This window comes from Paenibacillus sp. 11B (assembly GCF_030487755.1).
GTDB lineage: Bacteria > Bacillota > Bacilli > Paenibacillales > Paenibacillaceae > Paenibacillus > Paenibacillus vandeheii.
Genome location: NZ_JAUKNS010000009.1, coordinates 79475 through 91618, shown reverse-complemented (window position 1 = coordinate 91618; position 12144 = coordinate 79475). Strand labels below are relative to the sequence as shown.

11 protein-coding genes are annotated in these 12144 nt (G+C 51.9%); 8 read left to right on the top strand and 3 right to left on the bottom strand.

Annotation, left to right across the window (positions count from 1 at the left end):
- Position 1: 1 nt before the first annotated feature.
- The 5 genes from Q0V21_RS29370 to Q0V21_RS29350 all read left to right on the top strand — a co-directional run bounded on the left by Q0V21_RS29370 (position 2) and on the right by Q0V21_RS29350 (position 5925).
- Positions 2 to 1876, top strand: a complete 1875-nt coding sequence (locus Q0V21_RS29370; protein ID WP_301881878.1) for a rhamnogalacturonan lyase — start codon at positions 2 to 4, stop codon at positions 1874 to 1876.
- Positions 1877 to 2356: 480 nt separating this feature from the next.
- Positions 2357 to 3436, top strand: a complete 1080-nt coding sequence (locus Q0V21_RS29365; RefSeq protein WP_301881877.1) for a sulfate ABC transporter substrate-binding protein — start codon at positions 2357 to 2359, stop codon at positions 3434 to 3436.
- 82 nt (positions 3437 to 3518) lie between these two features.
- On the top strand, positions 3519 to 4355 hold the full coding sequence (gene cysT / locus Q0V21_RS29360) for a sulfate ABC transporter permease subunit CysT (RefSeq protein ID WP_301881876.1): 837 nt from the start codon (positions 3519 to 3521) through the stop codon (positions 4353 to 4355).
- Between the two features lie 229 nt (positions 4356 to 4584).
- Complete coding sequence (cysW, locus tag Q0V21_RS29355) at positions 4585 to 5460, top strand: sulfate ABC transporter permease subunit CysW (protein ID WP_301881874.1); 876 nt, start codon at positions 4585 to 4587, stop codon at positions 5458 to 5460.
- A 225-nt stretch (positions 5461 to 5685) separates the two neighbouring features.
- Complete coding sequence (locus Q0V21_RS29350; protein WP_053779771.1) at positions 5686 to 5925, top strand: YezD family protein; 240 nt, start codon at positions 5686 to 5688, stop codon at positions 5923 to 5925.
- 200 nt (positions 5926 to 6125) lie between these two features.
- Here the strand turns inward: Q0V21_RS29350 and Q0V21_RS29345 are convergent, their stop codons facing one another.
- A complete protein-coding gene (locus Q0V21_RS29345) occupies positions 6126 to 7046 on the bottom strand; it encodes a hypothetical protein (RefSeq protein WP_301881873.1) in 921 nt (306 codons plus the stop codon).
- A gap of 219 nt (positions 7047 to 7265) precedes the next feature.
- Between Q0V21_RS29345 and Q0V21_RS29340 the strand changes: the two genes are divergently transcribed.
- The 3 genes from Q0V21_RS29340 (at position 7266) to Q0V21_RS29330 (ending at position 10393) form a co-directional block, all read left to right on the top strand.
- Positions 7266 to 7676, top strand: a complete 411-nt coding sequence (locus tag Q0V21_RS29340; protein ID WP_079348768.1) for a GNAT family N-acetyltransferase — start codon at positions 7266 to 7268, stop codon at positions 7674 to 7676.
- A gap of 263 nt (positions 7677 to 7939) precedes the next feature.
- The gene (locus tag Q0V21_RS29335) at positions 7940 to 8572 is read left to right on the top strand and encodes an NAD(P)-dependent oxidoreductase (protein ID WP_301881870.1); all 633 of its coding nucleotides are present in this window, start codon (positions 7940 to 7942) and stop codon (positions 8570 to 8572) included.
- A gap of 141 nt (positions 8573 to 8713) precedes the next feature.
- The gene (locus Q0V21_RS29330; protein WP_301881869.1) at positions 8714 to 10393 is read left to right on the top strand and encodes an NAD(P)H-hydrate dehydratase; all 1680 of its coding nucleotides are present in this window, start codon (positions 8714 to 8716) and stop codon (positions 10391 to 10393) included.
- A 374-nt stretch (positions 10394 to 10767) separates the two neighbouring features.
- Here Q0V21_RS29330 and Q0V21_RS29325 read toward each other — a convergent pair whose 3' ends face one another.
- Positions 10768 to 11631: an IS3 family transposase gene (locus tag Q0V21_RS29325; RefSeq protein ID WP_301880598.1), complete on the bottom strand. Its 864-nt coding sequence runs from the start codon at positions 11629 to 11631 to the stop codon at positions 10768 to 10770.
- Positions 11632 to 11642: 11 nt separating this feature from the next.
- On the bottom strand, positions 11643 to 11960 hold the full coding sequence (locus Q0V21_RS29320; RefSeq protein ID WP_301249069.1) for a transposase: 318 nt from the start codon (positions 11958 to 11960) through the stop codon (positions 11643 to 11645).
- Between the last annotated feature and the right edge of the window lie 184 nt (positions 11961 to 12144).

The following is a 12144-nucleotide window of genomic DNA, read 5'->3' as shown; positions in this document are numbered from 1 at the left end:
TATGGGAAAACGATCGTTATGGAAGTGCACTTTGCGGACTGCGGGGGCATCCCTGCTGAGTTCTGCGCTGCTGATTACTTCGCTCGGTCTTGGGAACACGTCGGTCACGCATGCTGCAGGTGCGCGTCAGATGGAGTTTCTGGACCGTGGTGTGGTTGCGGTAAAGACAGGCACGGGTGTATTTGTCAGTTGGCGGCTGCTGGGTACGGAAGGGTCGAATGTATCGTTTAACGTCTATCGGGATGGAACCAAAGTAAACGCATCGCCCATAACGAACAGTACCAACCTCCAGGATGCAAGCGGGACAAGCAGTTCCAAATATACGGTTCGGGCCGTAGTGGGCGGAACAGAACAGGCGGCGTCAGCCGCAGCGAGCGTTTGGGGAAATAATTACTTGTCCGTACCTCTCAGTGTGCCGGCAGGCGGTACAACACCGGATGGAGTGGCCTATACGTACAGTGCCAATGATGCAAGTGCAGGGGATCTGGATGGGGACGGGGAGTATGAATTAATTGTAAAATGGGACCCGTCCAACTCCAAGGATAACTCCCAAAGTGGCTACACGGGCGAGGTGTTTATCGATGCCTACAAATTGAACGGAACGCGCCTATGGCGCATTAGTTTGGGCAAAAACATCCGTGCCGGTGCTCATTACACCCAGTTCATGGTGTACGATCTGGACGGTGACGGCAAGGCCGAGGTGGCGATGAAAACGGCAGATGGTTCCAAGGATGGTACGGGAGTAGTCATAGGTGATGCCAGCAAGGATTATCGTAATTCCAGCGGGTATGTTCTGTCAGGACCGGAGTTTCTTACAATCTTCAATGGACAGACGGGTAAAGCACTCTCCACGGTAAACTATGAACCGGCGCGTGGCAATGTATCCGATTGGGGAGACAATTACGGCAACCGGGTCGATCGATTCCTTGCAGCGATTGCGTATTTGGATGGGGAGCGGCCAAGTCTGGTCATGGCACGTGGTTATTATACCCGGACTGTGCTGGTGGCGTACAATTGGAGGGATGGACAACTAACCAAGCAGTGGACGTTTGACTCCAGCACGTCGGGTAATTCAGGTTACGCCGGACAGGGCAACCATAATCTGAGTGTGGCGGATGTGGATGGCGATGGCAAAGACGAAATCGTTTACGGAGCGATGGCGGTGGATGATAACGGGAAGGGGCTCTACACGACAGGGCTTCATCATGGGGATGCCATGCATCTAAGTGATCTGGACCCCGATCGTGCGGGTCTAGAAGTATTTCAGGTTCATGAGACACCCTCCAATGCAGGCGTGGAATTCCGCGATGCACGTACAGGTCAATTGATCTGGGGCATACCTACAACGAAGGATATTGGACGCGGTATGGCAGCCGATATCGATCCGCGTTATAAGGGTGCAGAAGTTTGGGCAGACGGCGGGTTGTACACAGCCAAAGGACAGAAAATAGGGACTACCCTGCCTTCCTCCACGAATTTTGGAATTTGGTGGGACGGTGATTTGCTCCGCGAGCTGCTGGACAGCAACCGAATTGATAAATGGGATTACGCCAATAGCAAAACGGTGAATTTGTTGACCGCTTCCGGCGTTTCTTCCAATAATGGAACGAAATCCACACCGAATTTGCAGGCCGACCTGTTTGGAGACTGGAGAGAAGAAGTGGTATGGCGGACCAATGACAGCTCTGCGCTGCGTATCTACACGACAACAGCCGTTACGGACAAACGCATCTATACCTTGATGCATGATCCAGTATACCGTCTTGGCGTAGCTTGGCAAAATGTAGCCTATAACCAACCGCCGCACACTGGCTTTTATTTGGGGGATGGCATGAGTACGCCTCCAGTGCCGAATATTCGGTATGCCGGCAAATAAAGATAGGGAAATGGCAGGGACTCATGCCAAGTCCTGGGATAATTTTACGGCGTATAAAGCACGCCGCTGACAAGGGAACAACGGACTGGGGTTCGTTGTTCTTTTTTTCTGCCATTTACACAGATATTCGGTAGAAATCGGAAAAAAACGTTTGACAGCCATATGCACTGCCCTTATGATACGTATATAACTCACTAAACAGGTAGGAATAATAAAAATGACTTCGCTTGAATTGCGGAAGCAGTCATTTACAGTCACATGAGAGATCGTAACGTGAACAGAATAACGTTCTCACCGTATAGACGGAGGAACACCGTAGCGTATGAATTCTGGATGAAGCATACACGGCCTTTGGGTCGGCATGACTTTATGAGGGAGAAGTGCGCGGGGGTTCCTCCGTTTTCTGTTTTTTTCGGTGCGTTCCATGCTGTTCAGCCTGTGGAGGTAATCTTGCAGATCCATTCGGGGGGAGTGTTAACTATGAAAAAGAGAATTCATAAGGGTATTCTGGTTGGTCTGGCATTGGTATTAACAGGGGTACTGGCGGCATGCGGATCGGATGGTGGTGGCACGAATGCGGCGGGAACATCTGAGGAAGCGGAAGGCAGCAAAGAAGGAGCAAAAGCGATCGAGCTGCTGAATGTATCCTATGATCCGACACGTGAACTCTACGAGCAATATAACAAGGCGTTTGCGGCGTATTGGCTGAAAGAGAAAGGTCAGGAAGTAACGGTTAAGCAATCTCATGGCGGTTCAGGTAAACAAAGTCGTTCAGTCATTGATGGACTGGATGCAGATGTGGTTACGCTGGCATTGGGTTACGATATTGATGCCATCGAAGATAAAGGTTTGATCAATGCGGGCTGGCAGGATAAATACGAGCATAACAGCTCCCCGTATACATCAACGATTGTGTTTTTGGTACGCAAAGGCAACCCGAAAGGTATCAAGGACTGGGATGATCTCATCAAGGGAGATACGCAGGTCATAACTCCGAATCCCAAAACGTCCGGCGGGGCCCGTTGGAACTATCTGGCGGCATGGGGATATGCGCTCAAGCATAACAACAATGATGAAGAGAAGGCCAAGGCTTTCGTTGCAGAATTGTTCAAACATGCACCTGTTCTTGACTCTGGAGCGCGTGGAGCAACAACTACGTTTGTAGAGCGTGGTATTGGTGATGTGCTGCTTGCCTGGGAGAATGAGGCTTTCTTATCGGTTAAAGAGCTGGGTCCGGACAAATTCGATATCGTTGTTCCTTCGGTCAGCATTCTGGCTGAACCACCTGTAGCGATCGTGGATAAAAATGCAGACAAAAAGGGCAGCCGCGAAGTAGCGGACGCCTATCTGAAATATTTGTACAGCGAAGAGGGGCAAACCATTGCTGCCGAGAACTATTACCGTCCAACACTGGACAGCGTGAAGGAAAAGTTCAAGGATCAGTTCCCGCTGCTTGAGCTGTTCACGTTGAGTGATGTATTTGGCACATGGCGGGATACACAGGCCAAACATTTCAATGACGGCGGTATCTTTGACCAGATTTATGTTCCGGGCAGCTAATGCTATTAAGATCGATATTGTTGCGTGATCATGTAAGCGGCCAACCAGTCCTACCGACTGAAGGCAGAGAGGATGAACGTCCATGAGCAAGGTGATGGTAGCCCGGAGTCGTACACTGCCGGGATTCGGATTGACGATGGGTTACAGTGTGCTTTACCTGAGCCTGGTTGTACTTACTCCACTGGCAGCGCTCTTGTTTAACTCCACAGGGTTGACCTGGTCCACATTGATTGAGGTGGCAACAAATCCCCGGGTGCTGGCTTCTTTCCAGGTGAGTTTTCTGACCGCAGGCGCAGCGGCCTTGATCGATCTAGTCCTCGGGCTGCTTCTGGCATGGGTACTGGTTCGTTATGAATTTCCGGGGAAGCGGCTGTTTGATGCCGTCATTGATCTGCCTTTTGCCTTGCCGACGGCAGTTGCGGGGGTTGCCTTAACGGCGTTATATGCCGGAAATGGCTGGATTGGGCAGTTCGTGGAGCCTCTGGGTATCAAGCTGGCTTATTCTCAGGCGGGCATTACTCTGGCGCTGATGTTTATCGGGATTCCGTTTGTGGTACGCACGGTGCAGCCGGTTTTGCAGGAGCTGGAGGCTGAGGTGGAGGAAGCTGCGGCCACGCTGGGAGCGGGAAGATGGCGGATATTCCGGAAGATCCTGCTTCCGGACCTAATTCCGCCGCTGCTGACCGGCTTTGCGTTGGCTTTTGCCCGGGGTATTGGCGAGTATGGCTCAGTGGTGTTTATCTCAGGTAATATGCCGATGAAAACGGAGATCGCCCCCCTGCTGATCATGGCGAAGCTGGAGCAGTTCGATTATGCAGGAGCTACGGCGGTAGCCTTGCTGCTGCTGTTGGTCTCTTTTGTCCTGCTATTGATCATTAATTCACTTCAACGCTGGAGCCGAAAGGCAGGCAGAGCTTAATGTATATAAGCCAACCTATATAAGTTGAACTTAACATTTACACGATAAACGGAGAGGACAGAAAAATCTGGAGAAGCGGAGCGTTTGCCTTTATCCCCGGATTTCCCCTTTTTAGGATCGGTTCATAAAAAATCCGGGGATAACAGCAATCGGAAGATGTTCTGACCGCGCAGTGGTTTAGTGTAAAATCATTTGTTCAACTTATATAAACCAAAAGGAGGTACAGAATATGGCGGGTTCCGTTCCATTACCGCCTGCTGCCCGTGTGCGAACTGGACCGGGTCCCAACCGTGCAACCACAGAAGCCACATGGGTCAAATGGTTGTTAATCGGCTTGGCAAGTCTGGTGCTGATCTGGCTGCTCATCTTGCCGCTGGTGATCGTGCTGATGGAGGCGTTGAAGCAGGGCTGGGGTGTCTACATCGCCGCGCTTACCGAACCGGATGCGATGTCGGCGTTAAAACTTACGCTGCTGGTTGCCGGGATCACCGTGCCGCTTAATACGATATTCGGTGTGGCGGCTGCGTGGGTCATTACCAAGTTCCAATTCAGGGGAAAAGGGCTCATGATCACCCTGATTGATCTCCCTTTTTCGATCTCGCCGGTGGTAGGCGGGTTGATCTTTGTGCTCGTCTTTGGTTCGAATGGATGGTTTGGACCGTGGCTGGCCGAGCATGATATCAAAATTATTTTTTCCCTGCCTGGCATTGTTATCGCAACGTTGTTCATTACGTTTCCATTCGTCGCCAGGGAACTGATTCCACTGATGGAGGATCAGGGCACGAGAGAAGAAGAAGCAGCGGTAACGCTGGGAGCCTCCGGGTGGAGGATCTTCTGGAACGTGACTCTGCCCAACATCAAGTGGGGTCTGCTGTATGGCATCATTCTGTGTAATGCGCGGGCCATGGGTGAATTCGGAGCTGTGTCTGTCGTGTCCGGTCATATTCGCGGGGAGACCAACACGCTTCCGCTGCATGTCGAAATTTTATATAACGAGTATCAATTCTCTGCTTCGTTTGCCGTCGCCTCCTTGCTGCTCATTTTGGCTCTGGCAACGTTGCTTCTTAAGAGCTGGCTGGGTCATAAAACGATTCCCGAAAGGTGAGTAACGCTCCGAAATCCATGCCGAACATTTTGGTTTTTAAGAGGGTTCCGAATGAAAACAGATGTTGCCTCCGATTCATGAAAATTCGGATTGACAGCTACTGGAAGCCCTGCTAATGTATAAACCAAGTATATAGGTTGGATAAGAATGAATTATAAATCGGGTTGGATGACAGCACACTTGAGGAATATAGCGGGCAGTAGCCTGAGAAGAGGAGGCGGCTCTATGGCTAAGCCGTTAAAAGTGGATGAGGTATGGATGGATCGAATCGCCGGACAACTGAATGACATGGAGTTTGGCTCGCTGCACATCGTTGTACATGAAGGCCAGATCGTGCAGATGGAGCGGACCGAACGCAAGCGTTTTGAAAATACGCCCTCCGGCAGCGCCTCCAAATCCGGCAGCACTGCACGAAGCAGCTCACCTCGTTCATTGCGCGGATCGAATACGAGTGCGAAGGGATAGGCGTCGTCATCCTTCATGTAATTCGGGATTGAATTTGTAATTGTGCACGGACCTTTTATAAAATCGGAAATTGAATTAAGCAAATGCTGAAATAAGTGGAACCCAAAAAAGAGAAGCCGACGATTCTGTGGGCTTCTCTTTTTTGGGCTTTGAATGAACGGAGATTGCTGATACCAGGTCAACCAAATTCAGAAAGAGGTTCACTTTTCGGAAATTGCTCCGGATGTACGTGGTTTATAGAGGTTTAGCTCCATGTCCACATTCTCATCCTCCTGTGCTTCTGTACGGCTATTCCATTCCTTATCCGAATCGCTGTGTCCCACGAAGGGGCGATCACTGCGGGAAGGCGTTCCTGTCAGGCTGAAGCCAGAGATGAACAGAATGAGTTGTAATCCCAATGCGTAGGGAGCAGCAGCAAGTCCGATCAGATGAAGGAGGGAGCACAGGGCAATTAGGGTGACTAGGGCTTTGGTTACTGTGCCCGATGAACGCTGTTTTGGGCTGGACCAGAGCAGATAACCATAGAACACCGTGACGATCAAGGAGACGAAGCGTATCCATGGCAAAGCATTGAACCAGGAGTGCCAGAAAGGATACATCAAACCTTGTTGACGGAATACAAAATCAGCGATCAGGTACACTAAAGCAGCCACGGCGGCGGGTTCGGCAGCTGGACGAATGACATTCCAGACCGCTCTTCCCCAATGGTCTGGATGGGCGTACCGATTCAATTCATCCGATAATGCTGCACTCTCTCGTTCCAGAGCCCTGTGCATCAATGCGAGCCGAGCTGGATCAACATCAATGATACAGCTGCGGATTTGATCCTGAAGCTGAGGAGATAGATGGACTGCGGTTCTGCAGGACAGCATGGCGGTTAACAATTCATGATGCTCATGTTCCGTAAGAGCGTCATTCCGATGTTCTTTTACGGTGAGTTGTCCCAACAGGGTTGTACTTATGTATAATGTATCTCGTATCGCTTGTATTCGCCTGTCACGACTTCGTCTGACTTCTGTCGCAGACCATATGTATAGTCCAAGCAGTACAGCGATCATTCCGAGTAGTAACGCCCCGAAGCCCGGATATGAGAACAGAGCAGGTATCCAGCGTTGAAGCACAAATAGTTCCTCCTTTGCAAAAACTGTAGTGTAGCATGAAACACGGTTCACTTAAGCTTTCTCTCACTATTACACAGGAATTGCGTGAATTCAAGCAGGAACAGTAGGAATTTACGGTCTTAAGAAGGTCCAAGGTGCCTAAGCAAAGAAGATGTAATCACCCATGAAATTTTTATTTTGCAATTAATCGTAGGTTTAATTAGGAAGGGAGCATGATTCATGGACCACATCAACATTGAACATACACCGCCCTCAGCAGCCGAGTATCTTGCGCTACGAAAGAGCGCGGGTCTCAGTGCGATGAGCCAGGAGGGGGCCGAAATCGGGCTGCCGAATAGTCTTTTTGCCGTTTGTCTGCGTGAAGAAAATGAAATTGTAGGCATGGGTCGGGTCATCGGAGATGGCGGTTGTTTCTTTCAGGTGGTGGATATCGCCGTGCGTCCGGACCAGCAGGGAAGAGGATATGGCAAACTGATCATGAGCGAGATCATGAACTATTTGCGTGAACATGTGCCTGCTCGTGGATTGGTCAGCCTGCTGGCAGATGTCCCTGCTGACCGTCTGTACGCCCAATTTGGCTTCACCTACACCAGTCCGAAATCGGAAGGCATGTGGTGGAGGCAAGAATAGGAATCAAAAAGTAGCAGGTTGTCGAAAAGTGAAGAGAAGAAATATCCAGAACCTCATTTAATTTATGAGGGAATTGATGTGAGCCGCATATAGCGGCTTTTTTGTTTGAATTAATGAATAGAAGAGATTTTATGGCGATGGTTTACAAGTGGGGGAAGAGGGTTTAAGATGGCGTGAGCCGTTTAAGGTATATAACAATGGGATTAAGTATTAAAATAACGGTAAGTTGACAAGAGGATATCTACTGAAAAGAGGGATTTAATATGAAAGTTGCCATTTTTGGAGCAACCGGAGCGATTGGAAAGACGATATTGTGGGAATTGATGGACCGAGGACATGAAGTAACGGCGATTGTTCGTGAGCCTGCGAAGGTGGAGATGGAGCATGAGCGTTTGCGTGTGGTACAAGGGGATTTGCTTAACCCGGACCAGGTTGCCGATTTTACAGCAGGACAGGAAGCCGTTGTGAGTGCTTATGGACCGAAGTTTGGTTCGGAAGAAGAGATGCTGGAAGTTACACGTTCGCTAATCGAGGGTGTTCGTCGTTCGAAAGCAGGACGGCTGGTTGTGGTTGGCGGAGCGGGAAGCTTGATTACGGATTCTGGAGAAATGCTAATGGACACGCCAGGGTTCCCAGAGGAAGTCAAGCCACTGGCGAAGGCTCATGTAGATGCGTATAACCTGATTGAGGCGTCGGATATTCACTGGACCTACATGAGTCCTGCGGCTACAATCACAACGGGACGACGGACAGGCCTGTTCCGGGTTGGTATGAATCGTGTAATCACCGATGATCTTGGTGAGAGCTCCATTTCGGTTGGCGATTTTGCAGCGGCTTTGGTGGATGAGCTGGATGATCCACAATTTATTCAATCTCGGTTTACAGTAGGTTATTAAGAGCTGCAGGTTACAGGGCTGGGAAAACAGACGAGAACATTCAATGAAGCGAAGCAGCTTGGAAAACTAAAGAATCATCGTGAGAGTATAAGCTATTCGCAAATGCAATTTTCGGAGAAATTCACCGGGGAGGGATGAACATTGTTTATCGTAACCGCTGAACAGATGAGAGCTGTGGATAAGCATACGATTCACAAGCTTGGCATTCCGGCTGCCAGTCTGATGGAGAACGCAGGCAGAGCCATCGCCGAGGAAGTTATCCGGCTGTGCCGGGAAGGCCGGAAAGAGGGCGTTGGCCGCAGTCCGGAGCAGCAGGACGGCCGGAACGATGGTAACCGGGAGCGGGCGCACACCGGGCCCGGGGATCGGCAAGGTCATGGTGGCGACATCATCGCCGAGCCGGCGCTCGTGATGGGGCAACCTGGTGATCAGCAGTGGTACATGCTGATCGGCAAGGGTAATAATGGCGGCGACGGGCTGGTTGCGGCGCGCCATTTGGTTGAAGCGGGGCTCGGCGTGACTTTGGTATACGCCGATGTGCCTGATGCGTTGCGGGGCGAAGCCGCAGTGCAGCGGGATGCCGCAGCACAGCTCGGCATCCCTGCCCTTGTCCACGGGCGCGAAGCCGTGGACTTCAGCCGGTGCACAGGCATCGTGGATGCGCTGCTGGGCACCGGCTCCAGTGGGGCGCCGCGCGGAGCATACGCGGCGCTGATTGAGGCGGCGAACGATAGCGGCAAGCCGATCGTATCCGCCGATGTGCCAAGCGGGCTGAATGCCGACACTGGGGAGGTATATGAGCCCTGCATTCAGGCCCGGGTGACCGTATGTCTCGCGCTGCTTAAGCGCGGGCTGGTTCAGTACCCGGGCGCATCTGCTGCGGGGCGCATCGTGGTGCGCTCCATCGGCATTCCTGCGCGGCTTGCGCCGGAGCATGGCCCCTCGGTCCGTCTGCTGACGGATGAGGTGCTGCGTGGTGCGCTGCGCGTGGACACGGGCCGTCTCCGGGCACCGGACGGCCACAAGGGCACTTACGGCCACGTGCTGCTGGCCGCAGGAAGTCTGCCCATGAGCGGCGCAGGCCTGCTCTCGGCCAAGGCCGCGCTGCGCGCTGGCTGCGGGCTCGCCACATGGGCGCTGCCCGCGGCACTGCTACCGCATGTCATCGGCACCGTGCCCGAGCTCATGCTCGCTGCCGCCGCCGATGGCGACAGCGGCGAGTGGAACGCGGCTTCCGCCGACGCCGTGCTGCGTCTCGCGGAGAGCCGCGACGTGCTCGCGACCGGCCCGGGCCTCGGCCGCTTCAAGGGCGACACAGACTGGCTGCGCCGTCTGTGGCAACAGACGGATCGCCCGCTCGTCATCGACGCGGACGCCCTCAACATGCTTGCAGACGCTGGCCCAACCGGGCCTCGCGACTGGGGCAAACGAAGTGCGGCGACCATTCTGACGCCGCACCCCGGGGAGATGGGCCGACTGCTGGGCATGTCGACCCCCGAAGTGCAGCGTGACCGAATTGGACACGCTGCACGGTACGCCCGCGAGCAGGGCCTAACCCTGGTGCTCAAGGGAGCACGCACGGTCATCGCAACGCCATCCGGCGAGGCGTACATCAACACCACCGGGCACGCTGGCATGGCAACCGGCGGTGCGGGAGACGTATTGACCGGCATCATTGCCGGTCTGCTCGCCCAAGGGCTGAGCGCGGAGCAAGCTGCTGCCTTTGGCGTGTTCCTGCACGGCCAGGCAGCGGAGAGAGCCGCGTTGCTGCGAGGTGATCCGGCATCCCTGCTCGCCGGGGATATCATGGATGCCCTGTAAACCAAGGGCACGCTTGTTGCTGCACTCTGGGTACATTCGTTATTTCATAAGCTAAATTTACGTTGCTTTGAGTTCGTGTGATAGGTGCATTTAGAGAGTACGTGTCCTTCCTGTGCTGCATGCCTCTGACACAACAATGATATAAATCATTCATAACATAAAGAAAGGGATGTCCCATAGTCATCAAACATGACGTGGACATCCCTTTTTAGTGTGAATACCGTTTAACGAACCGAGCATACGCTATGATCTGCATTTTCCATTGATCTGCGTTTTAACGAATCACAGCGGCGTTATTTTCGCTGCTCGGCAGGTTCTGGCCCAAGTTTGTATCCGTATAATGAGAATTGGACCTCTGTCAAGAAAGTAGACACTTACGCTACGGAATTTCCGGTGAATTGCTGTGCAAAACGGGCAGGGGAAAGGTACCCCAGTGCGCCATGCATTCGTTTGCGGTTGTAGTAAAACTCAATGTATTGGTAGATAGCCATGTAGGCCTCTTCCGGTGTTTTAAAGCGCGGATTACAGTAAATGAGTTCCTTCTTCAAAATACTGTGCCAAGACTCGATACAGGCGTTATCGTAACAGTTTCCCCGGCGGCTCATGCTGGATTCCATACCGTAGGCACTTAATTGCTCGACGTACTCTTTGGAGGTGTATTGGGAGCCGCGATCCGAGTGATGGAGCAAACCCTTACCAGGTCGTTTGGCAGTGTAAGCAGCCTTCAAAGCATCCAGCACCAAGCTAGTTTCCATATGGTTCGACAAACGCCAACCAACAATTTCACGCGTGCACAAATCCAGGACACTGGCGAGATACAAGCGTCCTCCTCGGCACGGGATGTATGTGATGTCTGTAACCCAGACGGTGTTCGGTTTGAGCGTTTTAAACTGTTGATTCAGCGTGTTGGGTGCGACCGGATGGTTATGCTTGGAGTCCGTGGTCTGGACACGATATATGCGGCTAACGACGGAACGGAGCTTCATTTGGCGCATGTACACACTCACTGTACGTTCGGTGATCTTAAACCCCTCCAGATGAAGTAACCGTGTAATTTTGGGGCTACCATATCGCTTGTTGTGGTCGGAAAAATGGTACTGAATTCGCTTCATGATCTGGGATTTCCGAAGCTCCTGCATGCTTGTTTCGTTCTTCCGCCATTTGTAGTACCCGCTCCGTGAGACCTGCAGGGTTTCGCACATCTTCTCCAAGTGGAACTCGGAGCGATGATTCTCCACGAACTGGAATCTCAGTTCTTTGGTTTGCTGAAGATGTGCACCGCTTTTTTTACAATAGCTAGTTCCTCTTCCGTATCGGCAAGTCGATGTTCTTTCTCTTGGAGCATGCGACGCATCTCTTTCAGCTCTGCTTCGAGTTCCTTAACTCGGTCCATACTGGCAGCCGGTTCGTTTTTGAGCTCACGATATTGGCTCATCCATTGATGTAACGTACTTTTCGGGATGTTAAGCTCTTCTGCCAGATCACTGAGTGTCTTCGTCTGTTCTTGAATAAACTTGACCGTTTGTTTTTTGAATTCTTCATTGTATCGTTGCCGTTGTTCTCCCATGTGGACACACCTCCGTTAGTCTTATTATCCTTCTGTCCGTTAATGGGTGTCCACTTTTTATTCTAGCTCCAAATAGCTTGCCTGGAATTCGTAAACTGTGCATTCGACTCAAACCCTCCAATTAAGGTGTGGTCGATTCGTTAGAATGGATTAGCGCTTCGACCCGAGAAGGGAAGGCCACTTC